This is a genomic window from Streptomyces endocoffeicus (assembly GCF_016741935.1).
GTDB classification, from domain to species: domain Bacteria; phylum Actinomycetota; class Actinomycetes; order Streptomycetales; family Streptomycetaceae; genus Streptomyces; species Streptomyces endocoffeicus.
The window spans coordinates 358245-383399 of sequence record NZ_JAERRG010000003.1 but is presented as its reverse complement, the minus strand read 5'-3'; the positions used below and the strand labels follow the sequence as shown (position 1 = coordinate 383399).

At 71.9% G+C, this 25155-nt stretch carries 21 protein-coding genes and 2 pseudogenes; 17 read left to right on the top strand and 6 right to left on the bottom strand.

Features of this window, described 5'->3' with window-relative positions:
* Window positions 1-106 precede the first annotated feature (106 nt).
* The 7 genes and pseudogenes from JK364_RS11840 to JK364_RS58030 all read left to right on the top strand — a co-directional run.
* Window positions 107-901 carry an IclR family transcriptional regulator gene (locus JK364_RS11840; protein WP_201850444.1) on the top strand — a complete coding sequence of 265 codons (795 nt, stop codon included), beginning with the start codon at window positions 107-109 and terminating at the stop codon, window positions 899-901.
* A gap of 479 nt (window positions 902-1380) precedes the next feature.
* Window positions 1381-2802, top strand: a complete 1422-nt coding sequence (locus JK364_RS11835; RefSeq protein ID WP_201850442.1) for an LLM class flavin-dependent oxidoreductase — start codon at window positions 1381-1383, stop codon at window positions 2800-2802.
* Between the two features lie 131 nt (window positions 2803-2933).
* The gene (locus tag JK364_RS11830; RefSeq protein WP_201850440.1) at window positions 2934-3455 is read left to right on the top strand and encodes a flavin reductase family protein; all 522 of its coding nucleotides are present in this window, start codon (window positions 2934-2936) and stop codon (window positions 3453-3455) included.
* Window positions 3456-3524: 69 nt separating this feature from the next.
* Window positions 3525-4346, top strand: a complete 822-nt coding sequence (locus tag JK364_RS11825) for an SDR family NAD(P)-dependent oxidoreductase (protein ID WP_201850438.1) — start codon at window positions 3525-3527, stop codon at window positions 4344-4346.
* Between the two features lie 98 nt (window positions 4347-4444).
* The gene (locus JK364_RS11820; RefSeq protein ID WP_201850436.1) at window positions 4445-5296 is read left to right on the top strand and encodes an oxidoreductase; all 852 of its coding nucleotides are present in this window, start codon (window positions 4445-4447) and stop codon (window positions 5294-5296) included.
* Between the two features lie 104 nt (window positions 5297-5400).
* Entirely contained in the window at window positions 5401-5997 is a 597-nt protein-coding gene (locus JK364_RS11815; RefSeq protein WP_201850434.1) for a TetR/AcrR family transcriptional regulator, read from the top strand.
* Between the two features lie 5 nt (window positions 5998-6002).
* A pseudogene (locus JK364_RS58030) lies at window positions 6003-6098 on the top strand (DUF5133 domain-containing protein); the annotation flags it as partial.
* Window positions 6099-6182: 84 nt separating this feature from the next.
* Here the strand turns inward: JK364_RS58030 and JK364_RS11810 are convergent.
* Window positions 6183-7340: an Lrp/AsnC family transcriptional regulator gene (locus tag JK364_RS11810; protein ID WP_230991773.1), complete on the bottom strand. Its 1158-nt coding sequence runs from the start codon at window positions 7338-7340 to the stop codon at window positions 6183-6185.
* A gap of 52 nt (window positions 7341-7392) precedes the next feature.
* On the opposite strand from JK364_RS11810, the gene JK364_RS11805 reads away from it, so the two are divergent.
* From JK364_RS11805 to JK364_RS11795, 3 genes are all read left to right on the top strand, one after another.
* Window positions 7393-8712 carry a metal-dependent hydrolase family protein gene (locus tag JK364_RS11805; protein ID WP_201850430.1) on the top strand — a complete coding sequence of 440 codons (1320 nt, stop codon included), beginning with the start codon at window positions 7393-7395 and terminating at the stop codon, window positions 8710-8712.
* Window positions 8712-10307: an AbgT family transporter gene (locus tag JK364_RS11800; RefSeq protein ID WP_201850428.1), complete on the top strand. Its 1596-nt coding sequence runs from the start codon at window positions 8712-8714 to the stop codon at window positions 10305-10307. The genes JK364_RS11805 and JK364_RS11800 overlap by 1 nt, the downstream gene beginning before the upstream one ends.
* Before the next feature lie 196 nt (window positions 10308-10503).
* Window positions 10504-11943 (top strand): amidase, encoded by a 1440-nt coding sequence (locus tag JK364_RS11795; protein WP_201850426.1) that lies wholly within the window; start codon window positions 10504-10506, stop codon window positions 11941-11943.
* A 19-nt stretch (window positions 11944-11962) separates the two neighbouring features.
* Here JK364_RS11795 and JK364_RS11790 read toward each other — a convergent pair whose 3' ends face one another.
* Complete coding sequence (locus tag JK364_RS11790) at window positions 11963-12964, bottom strand: threonine ammonia-lyase (RefSeq protein ID WP_230991772.1); 1002 nt, start codon at window positions 12962-12964, stop codon at window positions 11963-11965.
* A gap of 61 nt (window positions 12965-13025) precedes the next feature.
* Window positions 13026-13910 (bottom strand): alpha/beta fold hydrolase, encoded by an 885-nt coding sequence (locus JK364_RS11785; RefSeq protein WP_201850424.1) that lies wholly within the window; start codon window positions 13908-13910, stop codon window positions 13026-13028.
* Between the two features lie 168 nt (window positions 13911-14078).
* Between JK364_RS11785 and JK364_RS11780 the strand changes: the two genes are divergently transcribed.
* A complete protein-coding gene (locus tag JK364_RS11780) occupies window positions 14079-15044 on the top strand; it encodes a GlxA family transcriptional regulator (protein WP_201850422.1) in 966 nt (321 codons plus the stop codon).
* On the opposite strand, the gene JK364_RS11775 is transcribed toward JK364_RS11780, so the two are convergent.
* Window positions 15029-15712 (bottom strand): helix-turn-helix transcriptional regulator, encoded by a 684-nt coding sequence (locus JK364_RS11775; protein WP_230991838.1) that lies wholly within the window; start codon window positions 15710-15712, stop codon window positions 15029-15031. The genes JK364_RS11780 and JK364_RS11775 overlap by 16 nt on opposite strands.
* A gap of 119 nt (window positions 15713-15831) precedes the next feature.
* Between JK364_RS11775 and JK364_RS11770 the strand changes: the two genes are divergently transcribed.
* Window positions 15832-16716, top strand: coding sequence for an NAD(P)H-binding protein (locus tag JK364_RS11770; RefSeq protein ID WP_201850418.1), 885 nt, complete (start codon window positions 15832-15834; stop codon window positions 16714-16716).
* Window positions 16717-16741: 25 nt separating this feature from the next.
* Here JK364_RS11770 and JK364_RS11765 read toward each other — a convergent pair whose 3' ends face one another.
* Window positions 16742-17140, bottom strand: a complete 399-nt coding sequence (locus JK364_RS11765; RefSeq protein ID WP_201850416.1) for a RidA family protein — start codon at window positions 17138-17140, stop codon at window positions 16742-16744.
* A 235-nt stretch (window positions 17141-17375) separates the two neighbouring features.
* Here JK364_RS11765 and JK364_RS11760 point away from each other — a divergent pair, with 235 nt between their 5' ends.
* The 4 genes and pseudogenes from JK364_RS11760 to JK364_RS11740 all read left to right on the top strand — a co-directional run bounded on the left by JK364_RS11760 (window position 17376) and on the right by JK364_RS11740 (window position 22761).
* Window positions 17376-18881, top strand: a complete 1506-nt coding sequence (locus JK364_RS11760; protein WP_230991771.1) for an MFS transporter — start codon at window positions 17376-17378, stop codon at window positions 18879-18881.
* Window positions 18881-19789: pseudogene (locus tag JK364_RS11755) on the top strand (ABC transporter ATP-binding protein); the annotation flags it as partial. The gene JK364_RS11760 and the pseudogene JK364_RS11755, both read left to right, overlap by 1 nt.
* Window positions 19790-20515: 726 nt before the next feature.
* A complete protein-coding gene (locus JK364_RS11745; RefSeq protein ID WP_201850414.1) occupies window positions 20516-21220 on the top strand; it encodes a response regulator transcription factor in 705 nt (234 codons plus the stop codon).
* Window positions 21221-21333: 113 nt separating this feature from the next.
* On the top strand, window positions 21334-22761 hold the full coding sequence (locus JK364_RS11740) for a sensor histidine kinase (RefSeq protein WP_201850735.1): 1428 nt from the start codon (window positions 21334-21336) through the stop codon (window positions 22759-22761).
* 32 nt (window positions 22762-22793) lie between these two features.
* On the opposite strand, the gene JK364_RS11735 is transcribed toward JK364_RS11740, so the two are convergent.
* A complete protein-coding gene (locus JK364_RS11735; protein WP_372461941.1) occupies window positions 22794-24287 on the bottom strand; it encodes an FAD-dependent monooxygenase in 1494 nt (497 codons plus the stop codon).
* 129 nt (window positions 24288-24416) lie between these two features.
* On the opposite strand from JK364_RS11735, the gene JK364_RS11730 reads away from it, so the two are divergent.
* Window positions 24417-25058 carry a TetR/AcrR family transcriptional regulator gene (locus tag JK364_RS11730; protein ID WP_201850412.1) on the top strand — a complete coding sequence of 214 codons (642 nt, stop codon included), beginning with the start codon at window positions 24417-24419 and terminating at the stop codon, window positions 25056-25058.
* The last annotated feature ends 97 nt before the right edge of the window (window positions 25059-25155 follow it).

Below are 25155 nucleotides of genomic sequence, written 5' to 3'. Positions count from 1 at the left end.
CCCCCCGGTGACGGCGTTCACTCCCCGAACAGCCCGACGGTACGGTGGAGGGAAAGGTCGCACGCGGAGCGACTCCGCATGACGATCCGCACGACGAAAGGGCCCCATGAGCGACGCGTCCGGACCGGCGGACATGACCAACAAGTCCGTGACCAAAGGCGTCCGGCTGCTCCGCGAGTTGGCGGCCCAGCCCCGGTCCGGAGCCACCGTCACCACCCTCGCCAAGGCGGCGGGGATCTCGCGGCCCACCGCCTTCCGCCTGCTGTACAGCCTGGAGCAGAGCGGGCTCGTCGACCGCGTCGACAACAACTACATCCTGGGCTGGGAGCTGGCCCGGCTCGGCCGCTACGCGGACCCCCACGCGGGCCTCGCCGCCCGCGCCCAGCCCCTGCTGCAGGAACTGGCGGACCGGTTCAATGAGTCGGTGACCCTGTCGGTGCCGGACCTCAGGGGCGGGGTCGAGCTGATCGCCGAGGCCGCGGGCTCCCATGTGGTCAGCATCGTGCCGCGGAACATGGTCGGCGAGCACTACCCCCTGCACGCCAGCTCCACCGGCAAGGTCCTGCTCGCCGAGATGCCCGTGGAGCAGGTGCTCGCGCTCCTGCCGGAGCGGCTGGAGCCCTACGCCTCGCGCACCATCACCGATCGCGCGACCCTGCTCAAGGATCTGGAGCAGGTCCGCGAGCAGGGCTTCGGCGTCATCGACAACGAACTCGAGGAAGAGCTGCTGTCCCTGGCGCGCCCGATCCGCGACTCGTCCGGGACCCTGGTGGCGATCCTGGCCCTCGACGGGCCCCGGTACCGGTTCGGCCGGGACCGGATCCCCGAGGCCCTCGAGGAGATGCGATCCGTCGTCGACCGCCTGACCGAGGCGTTCTGGCAGGACCCGCCGTCCGCCTAGGGGTCTCCGACGGATCGTGACGCCCGCGGCGGGCCGCTCCTCTCCCCGCCCCTTCCCGCCCCTTCCCGCGGCATCGATATGCGGCTCCGCCGCGTGGTGGGGCTCCGCCCCAGACCTCGGGGTCCAGGGGCTTCGCCCCTGGTAGCGGGAAGGGGCGGGGAGGGGAAAGCATCGGGTCCGCCGGACACCCCGTAGATCCGGACGCCCCGCCCCCGGGGCCGGCGGCCCCGGCATGCCCTCCCGGGCTCCCGGACTCCCGGACTCCCGGGCCCCCGTAGACGATTTATCGACTCCGCCCCGCCGTGGGCACATGCCGCGTCGGGCCCACCTGTTGACACCGGCCCTCGCGAGACTCCAGCATGCTGAATATGGACGCCGCGTTCGCATACTGAACGTCGGAGGCTCCTACTCTCCCCACCTCAGGTGCTCTGCGGAACTCCCACCGCAGGAAGGCCCCGCCTCTCGCCCTGGAGCGCAGCATGAGCAGTCAGCCGCTGAAGTTCTTCGCCTTCGACGTCGCCGCTCCCGCCCATCTGACCGCGGGTTCCTGGCGTCACCCGGAGGACGAGGGCCGGCGCTACACCGACGTGGACTACTGGACCGACACGGCTCGGATGCTGGAGGACGCCTGCTTCGACGGCATCTTCTTCGCCGACACCGTCGGATATCACGATGTCTACGGCGGGTCCCCCGACGCCGCGATGCGCGACGCCGCCCAGTTCCCGATCAACGACCCGGCTCTGATCGTCTCGGCGATGGCTTCGGTCACCCGCCACCTGGGCTTCGGCGTCACCGCGTCCCTGACGTACGAGCAGCCGTACGCGCTGGCCCGCAAGTTCAGCACGCTGGACCATCTGACGGCGGGCCGGGTCGGCTGGAACATCGTCACCTCCTACAGCGAATCGGCCGCGCGCAACCTCGGGCTCGGTACGCAGATCCCGCACGACAAGCGCTACGACATGGCCGACGAGTACCTGGAGGTCTGCTACAAGCTGTGGGAGAGCTCCTGGCAGGACGACGCGGTCATCCGCGACGCGGAGGCCGGCGCCTATCTCGATCCGCGGCGCATCCACCCCATCGGCCACAAGGGCACCTACTTCGAGGTCCCCGGCGTCCACCTGTGCCAGCCGTCGCCGCAGCGGACCCCCATGCTCTTCCAGGCCGGCGCCTCCTCGCGCGGCCTGCTCTTCGCCGCGCGGAACGCCGAAGCGGTCTTCGTGAACACGATGACGCCCGAGCTCACCCGGCACAGCGTCGACCGGATCCGGACCGCGGTCGCACAGGCGGGCCGCGACCCCAGGAGCGTGAAGATCCTCGCCCTGATCACCGTGATCGTCGCGCCCACCGACGCACAGGCGCGGGAGAAGTACGAGCGGCACCTGGCGAACGTGAGCTACGAGGGCGCGCTGGCCCGGTACGCGGGCTGGACCGGGATCGACCTGAGCACGCTCGACCCGGACATGCCGCTCCAGTACGCGGACGTGGACGGCTCGCGCTCGATCGTGGAGATGTTCTCCAAGGCGGACCCCACCCGGACCTGGACCTCCCGGCAGATCGCCGAGTTCATCGGCATCGGCGGCACCGGCGCGGTCATCGTCGGCTCCCCGCGGACCGTCGCCGCCGAGCTGCGCACCTGGCGGGACGAGGCGGACCTCGACGGATTCAACCTCAGCTACGCGACCAAGCCCGGCGGCTGGGAGGACTTCATCGAGCTGGCGCTCCCGGAGCTGCGGCGGCAAGGCCTGGCCCGCGACGCCTACGACGAGCGGGCCACCACCCTCCGCGAGAGCTTCTACGGCGCGGGCCGGCGCCGCACCCTGCCCGACCACCCGGCCTCCACGATCCGCGCCGCGCGGTGGGAGGACGGCCAACTGCCGGGCGCCGTGGGCGCACTGGCCTGACCCGTCAACGCATTGGGCTGACCGTCGGCGCACCGGCGGCCGTTCTCATCCGTTCCACCACGCGGCCGTTCTCACCCGTTCCACCACGCGGCCGTTCTCATCCGTTCCACCACATCGAAGGGAGCGTCACCATGACCACCGCCCCGCCCACCACCTCCGGTCTCCGGATCGACCAGCTGGACTTCCGGCACGTCATGTCCCATCTGCCCACCGGTGTGGTGGCGGTGACGGGCGTCGAGCCGGCCTCGGCGCAGCCCGTCGGCCTGATCGTCGGCACCTTCGCATCGCTCTCCCTCGAACCTCCGCTGGTCGCCTTCAGCATCGCCCGCACCTCCGGCAGCTGGCCCAAGGTCCGCCTCGGCGGCCGGTTCAGCGCCAGCGTCCTCGCCGAGGGACAGGACGCGGTGTGCCGGTCGCTGTCCCGCAAGAGCGGCGACAAGTTCGCCGATGTGCCCTGGCACCCCTCCCCCGACGGCGCCCCGCGCGTCAACGGCGCCGTCGCCTGGATCGACTGCGAACCGGAGCAGGAGCTCGACGGCGGCGACCACCTCATCGTCATCGCCCGCGTACTGCGCATGTCCACCGGGCCCGGGGAGCCCCTGGTCTTCCACAAGGGCAGGCTCGGCAGCTACCGGGACACGGTCGCCGCCTGAGCCGCCGGGTGCGCGGCGCGTACGATCGAGCACTCTTGGTTGATGTCGCGACAGGAGGCTTGAACGGGCATGGCAGAGCAGCGAGTTGTCATCGTGACAGGCGGGGGCACGGGCATCGGGGCCGCCGGCGCCCGTCTCTTACGCGAGGCGGGCCACCACGTGGTCATATCCGGGCGGCGGCCCGAACCACTGCGGCGTATCGCGGAGGAGACAGGGGCGCTGGCCCATCCGTCCGATGTCGGCGACCCCGAGGCCGCCACCGGTCTCGTCCAGGCGGCGTTGGATTCCTATGGCCGGCTCGACGGGCTCGTGCTCAACGCGGGCATCGGGCGCAGCGGAGCCGTGGGGGACCTGTCGCTCGAGGACTGGGACGAGGTGATGCGCATCAACGTCACCGGCCCGCTGCTGCTCCTGCGTGCGGCCATCCCCCACCTGCTGCGGACGCGCGGCGCGGTGGTCGCGGTCGCCTCGGTGGCCGCCCTGCGAAACGGTAGCGGCAACGCCGCCTACGCGACGTCCAAGGCGGCCCTGCTGCAACTCTGCCGCTCCCTGGCCGTGGACTACGGGCGCCAGGGGCTGCGGGCCAACATCGTGTGCCCGAGCTGGGTGCGCACCGAGATGGCCGACCGGCGCATGGCGCGCTTCGCCACGGAGGCGGGGCTGGAGGACGGCAGCGTGGAGGGCGCCTACGAGGAGGCGACCCGGCTCCTGCCCATGGGCCGCCCGGGCGACCCGCGCGAGGTCGCGGAAGCGATCAGCTGGTTGCTCTCCCCCGCCGCGTCCTACGTCAACGGCGCGACGCTCACCGTCGACGGTGGCACCACGGCGCTTGATCCCGGCACCCTCGCCTTCGACTTCCGCGTCCAGCCACGCGGCGAAGGCGAGCGGTAACGGCGCGACGAAAAAAATCGACGTGGTGTAGGTTTTTGAGAGGAGAGGCCGGAGCCTATGCGCGGCGCGGCTGCCGCGGCCAAGGGATGTGAGCAGAGATGAAGACCTTCCTGATCACCGGTGTGAGCAGCGGGCTCGGCCGGGCGTTCGCCGAGGGAGCGCTCGACGCGGGGCACACGGTGGTCGGCACCGTGCGCCGGGAAGCCGACCGGGAGGCGTTCGAGGCCCGGGCGCCGGGACGGGCGCACGCCCGTCGGCTGGATGTCACCGATGACGTGGCCGTACGCGCCGTGGTCGACGAGGTCGAGGCGGCCGTCGGTCCGCTCGATGTGGTCATCGCCAACGCCGGGTACGGCCTGGAGGGGATCTTCGAGGAGACACCGATGTCGGCGGTCCGGGCGCAGTTCGAGACCAATGTGTTCGGGGCCGCGGCGACGCTGCAGGCCGTCCTCCCCCATATGCGCAAGCGCCGTGCGGGCCATCTGATGGCGGTGACCTCCATGGGCGGTCTGATGGCGGTGCCCGGGATGTCGGCGTACTGCGGCAGCAAGTTCGCGCTGGAGGGCATGCTCGAGAGCATCCGTAAGGAGGTCACCGCGTTCGGCATCCATGTCACGGCCATCGAGCCCGGCTCGTTCCGTACGGACTGGGCCGGCCGGTCGATGACGCGCGCGGAACGCACCATCACCGACTACGACGCGCTGTTCACGCCGATCCGCGAGGCGCGGATGGCGGCCAGCGGCAACCAGCTCGGCGACCCGCGGAAGGCCGCCGAGGCGCTGCTGCACATCCTCGACGTCCCCGAGCCCCCCGGCCATCTGGTGCTGGGCTCGGACGCGCTGCGCCTGGTCGCGGCGGCCCGGCAGGCGGTGGACGACGACATCCGCGGCTGGGAGAAGCTGTCGCGGACGACGGACTTCCCCGACGGGGCGCAGATCGCCGGCAGCTGACCTCCGTGGCACACGCGTGAACCCGGCGCCGGACAAGGGCCACGCCCCAGCCCCTTGTCCGGCGGAAGTACAGTGCTCGGAAGAGCCGATCAGGGGAGATCACCGTGGGAAGGCGCAGTGCCGCCCCGAGAAAGGGAGACCTGCGCGAGCAGGCCCTCCTGGACGCCGCCGAGGCGCTGCTCGAGCACACCGGCCTCGAGGAGCTCACGGTCGAGGCGATCGCCAAAGGCGCCGGGATCTCACGGGGCTCCCTCTACTTCTACTTCGGCAACAAGCACGAGGTCCTCGCCGCCCTCGTCGAGCGCACCCTGCGCACCATCCGGGCCGAGGCCGACAGCACGGCGCAGGACGCGGCCTCCTCACCCGTCGAGGTGATGGAACGGGCCGTCCACGGGGTGGAGCGGGTCTGGCGCGAGCACGGCACCGTCATGCGGGCGGCCGTGGACTACTCCGCGCTGCACCCCGTGATCGGAACCGCCTGGAACGACACGGTCGACGCCTTCGCCCGCACCATGACCCAGGTGCTGACGCGGGCGGGGATCCCCGACGAGGGCGGTCCCGACGGAGCCGCCGCGCTAGCCCACGCACTGTGCTGGCTGACGGAACGGACCTTCTACCGCGCCGCCTGCTCCCCCGGGAAGGACTACTCCGCCGCGACCGCGACCACCGTCGCCATCTGGCGTCGCGTCATGAGCAACTGACGCGCACCGGCACCCGGGACATCGACGCCGCCCTGATCGCCGCCCGCCACCAGCTCCCCGGCGCCCACCCCGAGGACGACTCCCTCGTCCCCAGCGCCTGAGGCAGGACACCCCCCGCGCCCCGGACATCGACGGCCATGGACGGCCATGGACGGCCATGGACGGCCATGGACGGCCATGGACGGCTATCGACGTTCGGGGACCGGGGCCGGGCTCGGGTCGGACGGGCGCGGGGGGTGCGGGTGCAGCAGCGGGACGACGCCCACGGAGCGGCCGTCCTCGTCCAGCAGCCGGCCCATGTGTTTGACCGTGCGCAGGACCAGCGAACGGTCGTCGATGGTCAGCCGGGGCAGCCGCCGGGAGAGGTGTGCCTCGAAGGCGTGCACATCGCCCAGGCCGCGCAGCCAGACATCGACCACCAGATTGTGCGGGCCCGCCATGATCGCGCACGCGCGGACCTCGCGGAAGCCGGACAGCACACGGCTCGTCTCCTCCAGGTGCTGGGCCGGTACGGACGCGAAGTAGACCGCGGACTGCGGCCATCCGAACGGCGAGCGGGCGAGGTCGCAGCGCAGGCTCATCCGTGACGGGAGCAGCGACTGGAGTCTGCGGCGCACCGTGGTGAGGCCCACATCGGTGGCCGCCGCCAGCTTGCGCATCGACATGCGGCCGTCGGCGCTGAGCAGTTCGAGGAGCCGCGCGTCCAGGGCGTCCCAGCCCGCGGCGGTGTCGTTCTCCGGCCGGGCCGACGGGGGCAGGGCCGCGTCGATCCGCGCGCACTGGTCGCTGTCCAGGCTGCGGAGCCGCCATCGGCTGCCCTCCGTGGGCATGCCCGTGGAGATGTGCGCCCGGGTCGCCCGCACCCGGGGTGTCCCCTGGAACAGCCGGGTGGTGAGGCGGAGCAGCTCGTTGAGGTCCCGGACCTGCACTTCGGCGATCACATCGCGGCCGCCCGCCGTGAGTTTGACGTTGACCACCGCGTGATCCGCCGCCAGCGCCATGGCCACGTTCGCCGCGGCACCGGGGTCCGTGTCGACCTCGATGACTCCGGTCGCCACGACCAGGGAGTTGGCCAGCCGCGGATGCGCGGTCACCCAGGCGAGTCCCGCGTCCTCCAGGCGCTGCCAGCGCCGCGCCGCCGTCACCGGGTCGACGCCGAGCACCTCACCGACGAGCGTCCAGGGGGCCCGGGGGTGGATCTGCAGGGCGTGCACGATGCCGCGGTCGAGTTCGTCCAGCTCCGGTGAGGCACATTCCTGCGCCGTCCGAGGGGGCGCGTTCCTGCGGGTTTCCCGGGGTTCGCGGCGCAAAGCTGCATCGCGGCGCGGGTCATTCTTCCGCATTCCACACTCCATTCGCCTGCCCCTGAGATTCCGAGGAGTGATTCCGCCCGCCATGACGGATGCCACGACGCACGAGACCGCCAGGACCGCCAGGACCACCAGGACCGCTCTGCGCGTCCACCATGCCCGGCTCATCGACGGCACGGGCGCCTCCCCCGTGGACGACGCCGTCGTCACCGTCGACGCCGAGGGGACCATCACCTACGCCGGACCCACCGCGACGGAGCCTCCGGAGCCCGAGGCCACGTCCCCGGTCCGGGACATCGACGCGGGTGGCCGGACCGTGCTGCCCGGCTTCTTCGACTGCCATGTCCACCTCGCGTACGCACACCGGGCCCACCCCGGACGCCGTGGCGAACTCGATCCGGTGCTGGTCACGTACGATACGGCCACGCGGTTGCGCGAAACCCTCGACGCGGGTGTCACCACCGCCCGTGACCTGGGCGGACTGTCCGCGGGATACCGCACCGCGGTGGAGACCGGCCGGATCGTGGGCCCGCGGCTGCACACGGCCGTACGGATCATCGGCCACACCGGCGGCCACGCCGACTTCCGGCTGCTCGACGGCACCGATCTCACCGGCGGCGAGATGGCCACTCTCGCGGACACCGTGGACGAGGCCCGGCTCGCCGTGCGCGAGGTACTGCGCGCGGGCGCCGACGTGATCAAGATCTGCGCCACCGGCGGTATGGCCAGCCCCTACGACCAGCCCGAGGACGAAGGCCTTCGGGAGGAGGAGATCCGTGCCGTCGTGGACGAGGCGCGGCGGCACGGCGGCACCCCGGTGGCCGCCCACGCCCAGGGCACCGCGGGCATCCTCAACGCCATCCGCGGCGGGGTCACCAGCATCGAACACGGCTACGGGCTGGACGAGCGGGCGCTGGAGCTGGCGGGCGAGCGTGGTGTCTTCGTCGTACCGACGCTGTCCGCCGCGTTCACGAGCATCGACAGGGACACGATGCCGGAGTACCAGTACCAGAAGAAGACCCGCTGGGCCGGTGTCACCAAGGAGAACATCTCCCGGGCCATCGAGCGGGGCGCCCGTATCGCACTCGGCACGGACGCGGCGATCGCCCCGCACGGGGTGAACCTCACAGAGCTCGGCCACCTGGTGGACCTCGGCATGGACCCCATGGCGGCCATCGTCGCCGGCACCCGCACCTCCGCCGAACTCCTGGGCCTGGCCGGCCGGCTCGGCACCCTCGTCCCCGGGCGCACCGCCGACCTGATCCTGTGCGACGGCGATCCGCTCGCGGACATCCGTCTGCTCGGCGACCCCGCCAACATCGTCTGCGTCGTTCAGGACGGTGTGATCCGCAAGGACCCGCTGTCCCTGGCCGCCACCGTCACCCCAGCCGTAAGGCGGCCATGATGTCCTCATTGCACAGCCTCCCCGTCCCGGACGGTCAGACCCCGGACGCGAAGGGCCCGAAGTCCCCGAAGGGCCAACGGCCCAGGGGCCTCGACCGGCTGCTCGACCTGGTCGAGCGGGCGGGCAACGCCCTCCCCAACCCCGTCATCCTGTTCGCCGCGCTCTTCGCCCTGCTGGCCGTCGTCTCCACCGCACTGGACCTCGCCGGTGTCTCCGCCGCGGTGCCGGGCACGGACGAGAGCAAGCCCATCACCGGCCTGCTCACCGGCGAAGGGCTGCGCTGGCTGCTGGAGAACCTGGTCCTCAACTTCGCCACCTTCCCGCCCATCGGTACGGTGCTGACGCTGTTCATGGCCGTCGGGCTGGCGGAGCGGACCGGTCTGCTGAACACCCTGATGCGGGCCACGCTGGCCCGCGCCCCCAAGGCCGTACTGCCGTACGCGCTGGCGCTCTTCGCCTGCCAGGCCCATGTGATGACCGACGTGGCCGCGCTCGTCTTCCCGCCGCTGGCGGCCATGGTCTTCAAGAGCGCGGGCCGCCACCCGGTGGCGGGTCTCATCGGTGCCTTCGCCTGCGTCAGCGCGGGTTACGCCGCGGGGTTCACCGTCGGCTCGCTCGACGCCACGTACGTCGGCATCACCCAGCAGGCGGCCTCGGCGCTCCCCGTCGGCGACGGACTGCACATCCATCTGCTCATCAATTACTTCTTCACCGCGGCCAGCAGTGTCGTGCTCGGACTGCTCGGCGGTTTCCTCATCAGCCGTGTGCTCGAACCGCGCCTCGGGCCCTACCGGGCGGCCGAGGGCGAGCCCGAGCCGGAGGATCTGACGCTCACCCCCGCCCAGCGCCGCGGCCTGCGCCGCACCACGCTCGTCGTCGCCGTATATCTGGCGGCGATCCTCGCCCTGTGGCTGCCCTCGGGAGCTCCGCTGCGCGGCGAGGGCGGGGCCCTGCTGCCGTCCCCGGTCCTCACCGGCATGGTCCCGATCGTGTTCTGCGGCTTCCTCCTGGCCGGGATCACCTACGCCATGGCGGCCCGGACCGTCACGAGCGCCGAGGAGCTGATCACGGCCGTCTCCGACTCGTTGAAGGCCATGTCCGGCTATCTCGTCATGATGTTCGTGGCGGCCCAGGTCATCGCGCTCTTCAACTGGTCCAACGTCGGCATCCTGCTCGCCGTGAAGGCCGCCGCGTCCCTCAACTCCATCGGGCTCACCGGATTCTGGGTCATCGTGGCGTTCGTCCTGCTGACCGCCTGCCTCAACCTCTTCATCGTCTCCGGCTCCGCCCTGTGGTCCCTGGCCGGGCCCATCTTCGTCCCCGCGTTCATGCTGCTCGGGATGAGCCCCGCGCTCAGCCAGGCGGCCTTCCGCATCGGGGACTCCGCCACCGGCATCCTCACGCCGATGAACCCGTACCTCTTCCTGATCCTCGCCATGCTCCGCCAGTACGAACCCGAGGCCCGCCTCGGCACCCTCATCGCCCGGCTCTCGGTCTTCGCCGTGCCGTTCCTGGTGGTGTGGCTGGCGATCCTGGGCGTCTTCTACGGGTTCGGTCTGCCGCTGGGGCCCGGTGCGCACATCGGCTTGAGGTGACGGGGCGACCCGGTCGGCCGAGTCCTCGCGCATCGGGGCGTGGCGGCACGGCTCGGTGCGGAGCATGGCGCCTCCGTCGTCGGTCGAGGCTGGGACGTTATGGCCGTCTCGCGTCGACCGCCATCGATCCGGACCGCTCAGCGGACCGGTGAACGTTTCCGGTGCCAGACACACAGACAGAACGGGAGAGAACCACATGACCACCCTGGCCACGATGGACGCACTGGCCCAGGCGGACCTGGTCCGGCGGGGCGAGGTGTCCCCCCGGGAACTCGTCGAGGCCGCCATCGAGCGCATCGAGGAAACCGATCCTCAGCTCAACGCGATCACGCACCGGCGGTATGAGCGGGCGCTCGCGGAGGCGGACCGGGTGCCCCGGGACACCCCGTTCGCCGGAGTGCCCACGCTGACGAAGTCCCTCAGCGACAGCGAGGGCGACCCGGCCAACTTCGGATCCGCGTGGGTGGCCGGGCACGGCCGGGTCGCGCGGGAGGACGCCGTGGTCAACCGGCGGCTCAAGGCGGCGGGTTTCATCGTCGTCGGCCAGACCTCGGCGCCGGAGTTCGGCCTGCTCTCGGTGAGCGAGAGCCGGGTCCACGGGGTGACGCGGAACCCGTGGCGTACGGATGTCACCCCGGGTGGTTCATCAGGTGGCGCGTCGGCCTCGGTCGCCGCGGGCATGGTGCCCATGGCCCAGGGCGGAGACGGCGGCGGCTCGATCCGGATGCCGGCCGCGTTCTGCCACCTGGTGGGCCTGAAGCCCAGCGCGGGGCGCGTCAGCGCGGGTCCGGGCAGGCCCAGCAGGTGGGGGCACAGCGTCCCGGCCGTGGTCACCCGGACCGTGCGGGACACGGCGGCGGTGCTGGACGCGGTGAGCGGTGGCGCGCCCGGGGACCTGGGTGGCCCCGCGCCCCTGCCTCCGGGCGGTCTGACCGCGATGGCCGGCCGTGATCCGGGGCGGCTCAGGGTCGGTGTCCTCGCCCATGCTCCCGACCACACGCCTCAGGTCGTGGGCGCGGTGCGGGAGGCCGTTCTCGACACGGCCCGGATACTCGAGCGGCTCGGGCACGAGGTCGAGGAGGCACACCCCGCCCCCATGCTGGATCCCCGGTGCCTCACGGCGTTCTTCGACGCGCTGAGTGTCACCGCGGCACAGAGCGTCGAGGCGCTGGCCAGGGAGCTCGGCGAGGAGCCCGGCCCCGGCGACCTCGACCCCGTCACCTGGTTCTGGGTGCGGCGCGGGCGGGAGATCACGGGTCTTGAGCTCGCCGACGCCCTCGTCTGGCAGAGCGGGCTCCGGGCCGCCATGGCCCGCTGGTGGCAGGAGTTCGACCTGCTGCTGAGCCCGGTGTTCGCCACCCCGCCCAAGCCGGTGGGGTGGCCGTGGCGGGAGCCCGACGGCCTCCAGAGGTCGGTGGACGTGCTCGCCTTCACCGCGCCGTTCAACACCACGGGCCAGCCCGCGATCGCGGTGCCGGCGGCGCTGACCGAGTCCGGCACACCTATCGGTATCCAGCTGGCCGCGGCGTACGGACGGGAGGATCTGCTGGTGTGCGTGGCGGCGCAGCTGGAAGCGGAACGCCCCTGGGCGGCACATCGCCCACCGGTCTTCCCCGCCGGGGCGATGTCGGCGTAGTGCTCCTCGGTGAACGGTTTCAGTCCGCCAGGGCCCTGCGGTAGACGGCCGGATCGACGTTGCCGCCCGAGGCCACGAGCGCCACGACCTTGCCCCGGACGTCCACCTTCCCGGACACCACCGCCGCCAGGGCCGCGGCGGCGCCCGGCTCGACCACGATCTTGAGGAGGCGGTGGGCCGTGGCCATGGCGGCCAGGGCCTCCTCGTCGGTCGCGGTCAGGCCGGTCACGTCGTGGCGGCGGAGGACGGCCAGGGGGCGGGCACCGGCCACCGGGCCGGAGATGGCGTCCATGAGGCCGCCGGGCGGGTGGGGGTTGGCGCATACGCGGCCGGTCGCGAGGGACCGGGCCATCTTGTCGAAGCCCGCCGGTTCGACGATGTGGTTCGCGAGGCCGGGGAACGCGTCGCCGAGCGCGGTGATCACACCGGCGGCCAGCCCGCCGCCGCTGCAGTTCACCAGGACCGTGTCCGGGGTCAGGCCCAGTTCGCGCGCCTGCTCGGCGATCTCCAGGCCGACGGTGCCCTGCCCGGCCATGACGCGGGGGTCGTCGAACGGCGGGATCAGCGTCATCCCGCGCTCCTCGAGGATCTTCCGGGCGACCTCTTCCCGGTCCTCGGCCCGCGGGTCGTACAGCACCGTCTCGGCGCCCCACCAGCGGCAGTTGTCGACCTTGATACGGGGGGCGGTGTTCGGCATGACGATGACCGCGGGGCACCCGGCGAGCCGCGCCGCGGCGGCCACGCCCTGCCCGTGGTTACCGGCGGAGTAGGCCACGATCCCGGCGCGGCGGGCGTCCTCGTCCAGGGTGAGCAGCGCGTTGAGCGCCCCGCGCACCTTGAACGAGCCGGTCAGCTGGAGACATTCGGCCTTGACCAGGACGCGGGCGCCGACGAGGTCGTCCAGCATCGGGGAGTTGAGCAGCGGCGTCCGGACCACATGGCCGGTCAGGCGCCGCGCGGCCTCGTGGATGGCGTCGATACCGAAGCCGGGCACGGTGCCATCGGCGTGGATGTCTGACAACGGTGGGTGTCCTCTCGATAAGGGTCCTTGACCCGTGGATAGCCGAGCGGCACGGCCGCGGTCAACGTGGCGCATCCGCCGCGACCGGTCCGCCCGAGCCCCTCGGGACGGCGGGCCGAGGGGCTGGGCCGCTCTGGAGCCGGGCGACGAACGCGCTGATGTGGGAGGCGATCTGGTCGGGCACCTCCAGTGGCGACAGGTGGCCGGTGCCGCCGAGTTCGGCGAGGGTGGCCGTGGGGATCAGCGGCAGCAGGTGGTCGCGCAGGACATGCGGCGGGTCCACCTTGTCGTCGCTCCCGGCCAGCACCAGTACGGGAACGTCGATCGCGCCGACCCGGTCCGCGAAGTCCTCGACCAGCGCCTCGCGCGGCCACGCCATACGCGCCGCCTCGCCCGCCCGGGAGCTGTCCTCGTGCACCTGGCGGCGCGCCTCCGCGGACAGCTCGCCGCTGGTCAGGACGAGATCGATGCTGCGGTCGATGGTCTCGTCGTTGTCGTAGGCATGCGCCAGCGCCTCCTGGAACTCCCGCGTCACACCGACCGGAGCCGGCGGAGCGGGTGCGACGAGCACCACGCCCTTCAGTCCGGCAGGGCGGCGGGAGGCCAGCACCTGGGCCACCTTTCCGCCCATCGAGTGGCCCACCACGACGCATGCGCCGTAGCCCAGTTCCTCGATGACGCGCTCGGCGTCGTCGGCGAGTCGCTCCATGCCGTAGGGGCCGGGTACCTCGGTGGACTCGCCCCAGCCGCGGTGGTCGTACGAGACGAAAGCCTGGGTGGGGCTGAGGCGCTCGATGACCGGCCGCCAGGTGCGGTGGGAGCCGCCCCAGTAGTGGAGGAAGACCAGGGCCGGTCCGTCGCCCTCGCGGACGTGGCCGTAGACCCGGCCGTCCTTGACGTCGAAGTACCGGCCGATGGGGGTTTTCGTGGTGGTCACGCTGCTCATGGCTTGATCGTCGTCCAGCGCTTCTCGATCGACCACACGCTCGTATGCCACCCTTCGCAACTTTCGGGACACGGTCACCGGTGGCCACCGGTGACCACCGCGGGTCTCCGCGGGTCTCCGCCCGGCTGTCCGGCGTGGCGGGAAAGTTACGGCCGTAATATTGGGGCCATGGTCCCTCATCGCATCGCGGTCCTGGTGCTGCCCCGGGTCCTCCCCATCGACCTCGGCATCCCGACGCAGATCTTCAACGCACGGCCCAACACGCCGTACGAACTCACGGTGTGCGGCGGAGCCCGTGGCAGCGTCATGACCAGCACCGGGTTCACGGTCGGGGACACCGCCGGGCTGTCGGCCCTGGCGCAGGCGGACACGATCATCGTGCCCGGCTACTGGGAGTATCAGCGGCCACCGGCGCCCGAGGTGACGGCGGCCCTGAAGCTCGCCTTCAGCCGGGGCGCCCGTATCGCCTCCATCTGCACCGGCGCCTTCGCCCTCGCCGCGGCGGGGCTGCTCGACGGCCGTACGGTGACCACGCACTGGGCCAGCGCCGACGAACTCGAAACGCTCTACCCCCGGATCCGGGTGGACCGCGATGTCCTCTACATCGACGACGATCCGCTGCTGACCTCCGCGGGTGTGACCGCGGGCATCGATCTGTGTCTCCACATCGTCCGCAAGGACCTCGGCGCCGCCGTCGCCAACGACATCGCCCGCGAGCTGGTGGCCGCACCGCACCGCGACGGCGGCCAGGCGCAGTACATCGCCCAGTCCCTGCCCGAGCCCACCGCGCGCACCCTCGCCGACACCCGCGACTGGGCCCTGAACCACCTCGACGAACCCCTCACACTGGAGGTTCTCGCCCGCCACGCCCGCGTCTCCACCCGCACCCTGGTCCGCATGTGGCGCCAGGAAACCGGCATCACCCCGCATCAGTGGCTGCTCACCGCGCGCGTCAACCACGCCCGCGAACTCCTCGAAGTCACCGACCTCGGCATCGAGCGGATCGCCGCCCAGAGCGGCCTCGGTACCAGCACCAACCTCCGTGCCCGCTTCCGCGACGCCCTCGGCACCACGCCCTCCGCCTACCGGCGGACCTTCGGTTCGGATGTCCCGGAACGTCACGCCACACCGTGAGTGGCGCGGCCGAAGTCGGTGGTCAGCCAGTGCTCGATGGACTCATCGGGGAACGTGTGCGGCCGGAAGGTGCCCGCCACCCGTGAGATGTCGGTGATCCGGTCGAGGCGGAAGGTGCGCCAGTCGTCCCGGTCGACATCGAACGCCACGAGGTACCAGTGTCCGGCGCGCAGGAAGTGGCGGTACGGCTCGACCAGCCGGGTGGAGGGGCGGCCGTGCTGGTCGGTGTAGTGGAAGCGGAGTCTGCCGTCCTCGGCCACCGCATCGGCGATCACACCGACGATCGCCGCCGAGACCGCGGCGCCGGGCTGCTGCAGCACCTCGGTGGCCAGGTCGGTGGCGGCCGCGCGGCGTCGCAGCGGGCGGGGCAGCACTTGGTCCAGCTTGAGCAGCGCGCTTGACGCGACCGCCTCCTCGGGGAGGAACGCGCGGATCAGACGCAGCCCGGCCACCAGCGCGGTGATCTCGTCGGCGGTGAACAGCAGCGGCGGAATCCTGGTCCCGGGGCTCAGCCGGTAGGCACTGCCCGGTCCCGGGCGGGCCTCGACGGTGTACCCGAGACGGCGCAGCCGCTGGGCGTCGCGGCGCACGGTGCGGACGCTCGCGCCGAGCCGTCCGGCCAGCTCGGTGGCCGTCCACTCGCCCCCTGACTGCAGCAGCGTCAGCATGGTCAAGGTCCTGATCGTGGGATCGAGCTCCATTCCCTCAGCCTTCCAGGAGAGGAGGACAGCTTCGGGCCGCCTTGGTTCCTAGGGTGCGGTCGAGCCATCGATGAGAGGAAGCAACCATGCGGATCGCCGTCACCACCCCGACCGGAAACGTCGGCCGCCACGTCGTCGCCGCACTCGTCCGCGCCGGCGTCCGGCCGCGCGTCCTGCCGCGCGACCCCGGGCGGCTGGCACCCGATCTCCGGGACGAGGTGGACGCGGTGCCGGTCGACCAGTACGACGCCGACGCGGTGGTGGCCGCCACCCGCGACGTCGACGCGCTGTTCTGGGTCAACCCGACCAGTGGCCACGGGGATCCCCTCACCGAGTACGCCCGCGCCACCAGCGGCGTGGTCCGCGCCGTCACCGAGAACCGGATCGGCCGCGTCGTGTTCCAGAGCAGCGTCGGCGCCGAGAAGCGTCATGGTGCCGGTGAGATCGACGGCCTGGCACAGACCGAGATCGCCTTGGACGGCACGGGCGCCGACGTCACCCATCTGCGCTGCGGCTACTTCTTCAGCAACCTCGAATTCGAGCTCGAGGCCCTGCGCGCCGGCACCCTCCAGGTGATCCTGCCGCTCGACCAGCCCATGGCGTGGGTGGCGCCACGCGACATCGCCGAGGTCGCCGCCGCCCGTCTGCTGTCCCCCGCCTGGTCCGGCCGGGTCGTACAGGCGGTTCACGGGCCCGCCGACCTCACCTGGCGACAGGTCGGCGACATCCTCACCGCCGCCACCGGTCGCCGGATCGGCGTCGAGCGGATCACCGACGACGCCATGCGCGCGCGACTGGGCCGGGCGGGGATGACCGAGAGCCTGGTCGAGGCCGTGCTCGGCATGTCGACCGGCCTACGCGAAGACTTCGCGCCCGAGCAGCCCCGCACCCTCCGGACCACCACCCCGACCACCCTCGCCGCCTGGGCCTACGACCAGCTGCGACACCGGATCGCCGACGACGTCTCGTAGGCGATCCACGTGTGGTCCTCGATGGTCACCCGGCCACCACCGCGAATGCCTCGATCTCCATCAGGAGCTCCGGCCGCACCAGCGAGACGACCTGCACCGCCGAGGCGGCGGGCAGCCGGTCGTCGGGTATGCAGGCGGCGCGGGCTTCGCGGATGGCCGGCATATGGGCCATGTCCGTGACGAAGTACGTCAGCTTGATCACATCGTCGAAGGTGGCACCGGCGGCGGCGAGGCAGCGCCGCAGATTCTCGAAGACCTGGCGGGCCTGGGCCGCCGGGTCGCCCTCGCCGACGATGTCGCCCGCCTCGTCCAGGGCGATCTGGCCGGAGATGGCCACGAAGTGCCCGGTGCCCTGGACGACATGGGAGTACTGGGCGGCGGGCGCGACCCCGTCCGGAGCGGGGATCCTGATCAGCTCACTCATGGGTGCAGCGTAATCAGGTGCGGCCCGGGCGGCCGCTTTCTGTGAGTTTCTGTGAATCACCGGCCGGTCGGCTGCCGCGACCTGCCGGATTCCCCCGGGCCCGGCTTCCGGTTCACATCACACACCCAGACTCGTGCAGAGCTGTCCCAGAACAGCGGATCACTGTGATGCGACGCGCCACGACGATGTCGGGCGACCGCGACCAGGTCCAGAGGGACAGAAGGAAGAGCGCTTCATGCCGAACGGCAGCATTGGCAGCGCCGGCACGAGCACCGGTACCGGCACGAGCACCGGCACCGACGCGGGACCGCTCAGCGGCGAACAGCACAAGCACACGAGGTGGAACAGACGGCTCATCGGCCAGGTGGCCATCCTGATTCTGGTGAACACCATGGTGGACACCGTCGTCACCGCACCGCTCCTCGTCCTACCCGAGATGCTCGACCACTTCGGCACCGATCAGTCGGCGTGGATCGACGCCAGCTCGCTGCTGGCGGGAGCGATGTGGGCGCCACTGCTCGGAAAGAGCGCCGATATCCACGGCAAGCGCGGAGTGCTGGTGGCGACGTTGCTCACCGCCCTGGCGGGTGCCCTGGTGTGCCTCGTCGCTCCCAACCTCTGGGTGTTCATCTTCGGCCGCCTGCTCCAGGGCGCGGCCGTGGGAGCCGTGTTCCTCACGGTCGCCCTCATCCGCGACATGTGCGCACCGGACATGGCGATGGTCGTCACGGGCATCGTGACCTCCGGCTCCGCGCTCCTCAGCATCGTCATGCCCGCCCTCTTCGAGTTGACGGCCACGGCGTTCGGCTGGCGGAGCGTGTTCGTCGCGTCGGCGGTCTTCGCGGCCATCGCGGCGGTCCTGGTGCACCGCCTCGTTCCCCAGTCCACGCTCAGGACACCGGGCAAGGCCGACATCGCCGGGGCCGTTCTCCTCGGTGGCGGGCTGGCGGCGGTGCTCAGCTATGTGAGCCTCGGGTCGGAGTTCGGCTGGTTCACCGTGGGCCCGCTCGCCCTCCTCATCGCTGGCGCCGCGGCACTGGCCCGGTGGTTCCTGGTGGCGAGCCGGATTCCCGAACCCGTGATCGACATCAGGAACCTCGGCAGGCCGCTGGTGCTCACGCTGCTCGTTGTCGTCTTCGGAACCGGCGCGTACCAGAGCATGCTCACGCTCTTCGGCCTCATCGCCAAGGTCTCGGCGGATCAGGACCTCGGGTACGGACTCGCCGCCCCGGGGGCGCTGGGCCTGCTGTACGGCATACCGGCGATCGGCATCGTGCTCGGCGGCACCCTGGCCGGGGTGCTCAGCACCCGCGTCGGACCGGCCGTGGCACTGGCGGGCGGAGTCGCGATCGGAACGGTGGGGACCATCGGGATGTTCCTCGGGGACTCCGTGCTCGCTCTCGCGGTCGTCTGCTCCTTCCTGCTGAGCCTCACCGCGGGAACGCTCGTGACCGCCGGCTTCAACATGGCGGCGACGCTCGCACCCCCGGAACGGCAGGGTGTGGTGTCCAGCATGGTCATGGTGATGGTGGCGACCGGGGCGGTGATCCTGAAGTTCATGGGTTCGGCCGTGCTCAAGTCCACCAACACGGTCGTGGCCGGAGACACGGTGAACTCGGCCCTGGGTGTGCACAGTTACATCGCCATGGCGGCCATCGCGTTCGTGGCCGCCGCCGTGGTGGTCGTCCTCCTCCTGCGCACGCAGCGGTACCGCGCACCCGCCTCGGCCCTGGAGTCATGATGATCGAAGTAAGCGGACTGACCAAGCGCTACGGCAAGGTGGTGGCCGTCGACGGCCTGACGTTCGCCGTCCGCCCGGGGGAGGTGACCGGGTTTCTCGGTCCCAACGGCGCGGGCAAGTCGACCACGCTGCGGATGATCCTGGGCCTGGACGCCGCGAGTTCGGGAACCGCCACCGTTGGCGGGCGCCCGTATTCCGCGCAGCCCGCGCCGTTGGAGGCCGTCGGCGCACTGCTGGACGCGGGCGCGGTGCTGCCCAGCCGCACGGCCTACCACCATCTGCTGGCTCTCGCGGCCTGCAATGGGATCCCCCGTGGCCGAGTGGCGAAGGTGCTGGCGGAGGTGGGTCTGGAGGGCGTGGCTCGCCGCAGGGCCGGGACGTTCTCGCTCGGCATGCGGCAGCGCCTCGGCATCGCGGCGGCGCTGCTGGGCGACCCCCCGGTGCTCGTTTTCGACGAGCCGCTCAACGGTCTCGACCCGGAGGGGATCGTCTGGATCCGCGGGCTGATGCGGCGGATGGCCGCCGAGGGGCGCGCGGTGCTGATGTCCAGCCATCTGATGAGCGAGATGGAGCTCACCGCCGACCACCTCATCGTCATCGGCCGCGGACGGCTGATCGCGGACACCGCCATGGCCACGTTCATCGACGCGCACTCGGGCCGTGAGGTCCTGGTGCGCAGCCCGCAGACGGAATCGCTGCGCCGGCTGCTGTCCTCGGCGGCGGAGGTGCGTGCGGACGGCGCGGACGGCCTGGTGGTGACCGGGGTGGACGCGGCCGAGATCGGCGCGCTGGCCGCGGCCGGTGCGGTGGAGCTGCATGAGCTCACGCCCCGGCAGCCGTCGCTGGAGCAAGCCTTCATGGACCTGACCCGCGATGCCCTGGAGTACCACACGGCGAAGGACTCGCTCAACGGCACATCCGCCGGGGGCGATTACGCGACCATGACCGCCGCCGACCGGGCCGCCTTCGACCCGCTCGCCACCAGCCTGCGGGGCTATCTGGTGGCGCAGATCGCCCTCGGGCTGCTGGGCGGCATGGCGATCACCTCCGAGTACGGGGCCCGCACGATCGTCAGCACGCTGACCGCCGTACCGCACCGGGCCCGGGTGCTGGCCGCCAAAGCCGCGGTCCTGGTCGGGGTCGCGCTGCCGGTCGGGCTGCTGGTGTCCGTCAGCGGCTTTCTCGTCGGGCAGGCGGCGCTGGCGGGCGCGGACGCCCCGCACCTCGGCCTGTCCGATCCTCAGGCACTGCGCGGCATTCTGGGCGGCGGGCTCTATCTGACGCTCGCCGCGCTGTTCGGCCTCGCGATCGGCGCGGTGATCCGCAGTACGACGGCGACGGTGACGACCCTGTTCGGCGCGATGCTGATCGTGCAGGCGTTCGCGCCGGCGTTGCCGAGGGCGGTCGGCGACTGGGTGGCGACGTACTGGCCGCCCATCGCGGGTGGCCAGATCATCACCGGCTACCGCGATCGGGCACTGCTGGCTCCCTGGTCCGGGCTCGCCGTCATGGCAGGGTGTGTCGCGGCCCTGCTGACCGCGGCGTTCATCGTCTTCCGCCGACGCGACGCCTAGGGCCCTTCTGACGGGCCGGAAGACCAGGGGACGACGGACGATCGGGTGGGGACGGGACGGATGACGGCATCGGAACGGCTGCTGGTGGTGGAGGACGAGCCGACGCTGCGCGAGTTGCTCTCCGCGAGTCTGCGGCTGGCGGGCTTCGCCGTGGTCGCGGTCGCGACCGGCGAAGAGGCGCTGGCCGCGGTGCGGGAGCGGCGTCCCGACCTGATCGTGCTGGATGTGATGCTGCCCGACATCGATGGCTTCGAGGTCGTCCACCGGCTGCGCGGGCAGCAGCCGCTCGCCGCGGCGGGCCATCCCCCGGTGCTGTTCCTCACCGCCCGCGATGCCCCCGAGGACCGGATCAGCGGGCTCAGGGCGGGCGGTGACGACTACGTCACCAAGCCGTTCAACCTGGAGGAGCTGATCCTGCGCATCCGGGCCATTCTGCGCCGCGTGAGCGGCCGCCAGTCCGACGGCCGGCTGCTCGTCGGCGATCTGGAGCTGGACCCCGACAGCCATCAGGTGGTCCGGGGCGGGCAGCCGGTCCGGCTGTCCCCGACCGAGTTCGGCCTGCTGCGCGTGCTGATGGAGAACGCCGGACAGGTGCTGTCGAAGTCCCAACTCCTGGAGCTGGTCTGGCAGTACGACTTCGGGGGCGACGACAGCATCGTCGCCTCGTACATCAGCTATCTGCGGCGCAAGGTGGACCTGGGCGAACCGAAGTTGATCCATACGGTGCGCGGCACCGGGTATGTGCTGCGGAGGCCACCGCGGTGAGCGAGAACCCCGAGCGCGGTCGGCTCTCGCTCCGTGGCCGGCTCTCGCTACGCGGCCGACTCTCCCTCCGTGGCCGACTCTCGCTGCGCGGCCGGCTGCTGGCGATCGCCCTGATGCTGCTCGTGGTCGCCCTGCTGGGCAGCAACGCTCTGGCCGTCGTCCTGCTCCAGCGCGACCTGGTGCATCAGCTGGACAACCGGCTCCGCACCGCCGCCACGGTCACCGCGCGCCTCACCGACCCGTCCGACATGGCGGGCGACCGGACATCGCGGGTGCGCGACACCGTGGAGCAGCAGCTGACCGGCGATGTCTATCTGGCCTCCCTCGGCCCGGACGGCCGCGTCCGGCAGGTCATCCGGCCCGCGGCGCACAGCGCTCCCGCCCTGCCCCCGCTCGACTCGGTGGCGGTCGGCGAGCGCGGCCGCCGGCCCTTCGAGGCCCCGGCCGCCGACGCCGGTGCGGCATGGCGGGCGATCGCCGTACCGCTCAACGCGCCGGGAGAGCAGCACAAGCGGGCCGAGGACACCCACAGCGTCGTCATCGCGGCCTCCCTCACCCCGGTCGACGCGACGATCAGACAGCTCGGCACCCGGATGCTGCTCATCGACTCCCTGGTGCTGGCGCTGCTCGGCGGGGCCGGGTGGTTCGCCGTACGCGCCGGGCTGCGCCCGCTGCGCCGGGTCGAGACCACCGCGGCGGCGATCGCGGACGGCGACCTGTCCAGCCGCGTCCCGGAGCTGGCCGCCTCCCGTACCGAACTCGGCCGTCTGGCCGCGGCGCTCAACGGCATGCTGGACCGGGTCGAGGAGAGCGACGCGGCGCGGGCGGCCGCCGCCGAGCGGATGCGCCGCTTCATCGCGGACGCCAGCCATGAGCTGCGCACCCCGCTCTTCGGCATCAAGGGGTTCACCGAGCTGTACCGGATGGGCGGCATGCCCGAGCGCGCCGATGTCGACGCCGCGATGGGCCGTATCGAGCGGGAAGCGGCACGGCTGGTCCGGCTGGTCGAGGACCTGCTGCTGCTCGCCCGCCTCGACGAGTACGCCGCCGCCGCGGACCTCCCGCTCCATCCCACCCCGATGGACCTGCGCACCCTGGCCGTCGACGCCCTGCACGACCTGCGCGCGCTCGATCCACGGCGCCCCGTCACCCTCACCGGCCCCGGCGGCGGGCCGCCGGGGGGCGCGCCGGTGCTCGGCGACGAGGCGAGACTGCGCCAGGTGACCTCCAACCTCGTCGGCAACGCGGTGGCGCATACCCCGCCCGGCACCCCGGTCCGGATCGGCGTCGGCACCCAGGACGGTCTGGCGGTGCTGGAGTTGCACGACGAGGGTCCGGGGATGTCCGAGGAGCAGGCCGCCCGCGCCTTCGACCGCTTCTACCGCGCGGATGACGCCCGCGGCCGCACCAAGAGCGGAGGCGCGGGGCTCGGCCTCGCGATCGTCCACTCCCTGGTGACGGCCCACCACGGCCGGGTGGAGGTGCTCACGGCCCCGGACGAGGGCGCCACCTTCCGCGTCCTGCTCCCCCTGGACGACTGAGCGCCGCCCGCACAGCGCCTGACGCGCCCGGCTCAGCGCACCTTCGTCAAGCCGCCCCCGATGGTGGCGAGCAGGGTCTCGTCGCAGGCGGCCGAGGTGTCCGCCGCCCAGCACACATAGCCGTCGGGGCGGATGAGCAGGGCGGCGGCGCCCAGGTCGTCGGCGCAGGTGGCCCGGACGAGGTCGACGCGCGGCGGGAGCCGGAGGCCGTCCGGGACGGCTCCGGCCAGATCGAGCAGAACGGCGTGGCCCGAGCCGAACAGCGCCGACAGCCGGGTGGCACCGGCCTCGGTGACCAGGTCGGCGTCCGGCACGCGCTGCCCGGTGAGGGGATGTTCGCCGGGCAGTTCGTAGCGCAGCGAGAGGCCGGACATCAGCCCCGCGAGGTGGCGGTTGGCATCGGGCAGGCGCAGCAGGTCGATGAAGATGTCGCGCAGGGCGGTCACGTCCTCGCTCGGGTTCGTGTCCGCCAGGACCCGCTGGGCCGACGTGTGGTGCAGGACCCGGGCCGCGGCCGGGTGCCGTTCGGCGTGGTAGCTGTCCAGGAGGCCGCCCGGCGCCCGGTCCTGGATGACCGCGGCCAGTTTCCAGCCGAGGTTGATCGCGTCCTGCATACCGAGGTTGAGCCCCTGGCCGCCCATCGGCGAATGGATGTGGGCGGCGTCGCCCGCGAACAGCACGCGGCCCACGCGGTACTGCTCCAGCTGTCGCGTGGCGTCGCCGAAGCGCGAGGAGTTGTCCACGGCCCCGAGGGTGGTCTCCTCGCCGTATATCTCCCGCAGCGCGGTGGCGATCTCCTCATGGGTGACGGGGGCGTCGCGGGCGGTGTCCGTCTGGTCCGCGTGTCCGAAGGTGAAGCGGTACAGGTCGCCGCCGACCGGGACCAGCATGGCCCAGTAGCCGCCCACCTGACGGGTCATGGTGCTGATGTGCCCCATCCGCTTCGGCACCAGCGAGGACACCGTGGTCAGCCGGATGTCGGTCAGCACCGCCTGATGGGTCCCGGCCCGGCCGGGAAACGGCAGCTCCAGCAGTTTCCGCACCGTGCTGTGGCCGCCGTCGCACGCCACCAGATAGCGTGCCCGCGCCGCCAGGCCGTCCGCCGTCACGACCACGCCGTCCTCGTCCGACTCGACCTTCGAGACGGCGGTCCCGCGCAGAACCCGCGCGCCGGCGGCGGTCGCCCGCTCCTCGAGCACCTCCTCGATCTTCCACTGGGGGATGGCGATCGGGCCGTTGTGCCTGGTCCGCCAGGGGGTGCAGTCCAAGGGCACGGGCAGCAGCGCGAAGTGCCCGCCCACCGGGTCACGCGGGGTGGCCCGCCGCAGCATCGGCTCCAACAGCCCGCGCGACTCCAGCAGTTCGGCCGTACGGGGCTGGATCGCGCCGCCCTTCACCTGCTCGATGCGCTGGTGCAGCTTCTCCAGCACCAGGGTCTCGGCCCCGGCCAGCGCCAGCTCGTACGCCAGCATCAGCCCGGTCGGGCCGGCGCCCACGATGACGACGTCGGCCGCGCTCTCCGTCATCGCCATCGTCTCCGTCTTCTCCGTCTTCTCCGTCGACACGGTCACTCCTCCTCGATTTCTCGCCTCGGTCTATATGTATACCAGGTGCAGAAATCTCCTGAGGGCAATTGCTCTGCTACGGTGGACGCCGTGGACAGCAAGCCAGGGCTACGGGAGCGGAAGAAGCAGCGGACCCACACGGCGATCTCCGAGGCGGCGATCACGCTCTTCCTCGAACACGGCTTCAACCAGGTCTCGGTGGCCCAGGTGGCCGAGGCGGCCGAGGTGTCCAAGCGCACGCTCTTCGCCTACTTCCCGGCGAAGGAAGACCTCGTGGTGCACCGCCTCGCCGACCACGAGTCCGAAAGCGCCCGCGTCGTACGGGCCCGTCCGCCCCGCACCGCCCCGCTGACCGCGCTGCGCGAGCACTTCCTCAAGGGCCTGCGCGAACGCGACCCGATCACCGGGCTCAACGACCATCCCCAGATCCTCAAGCTCACCCGGATGATCCTCGACACCCCCTCGCTGGTGGCCCGGATGGCGCGGTTCAAGGACGGCGCCGAACGCGCGCTCGCGCAGGCGCTGCGGGAGACGGCGGACACCCCGGAACTCACCGCGCGGCTGGCCGCCGTCCAGATCGTCGCCGTCCAGTGGTCACTGGCGCAGGACAACACCGCACGCGTGACGTACGGGGAACCGGCCGACGAGCGCTACGCGGGTGCGGTGGCCGACGCGGAGCTCGCGTTCGCGCTGCTGGAGAACGGACTGCGGCACCTGTCCCCGCGGAAGTGACTCCAGGCGCCCCGGCCCGAGTGCCCGGGTGTCCGGGTGTCCTCACAACGCACGAGGGCCCCCGGATTTCTCCGCGGGGCCCTCGTGCGTCTCGGCG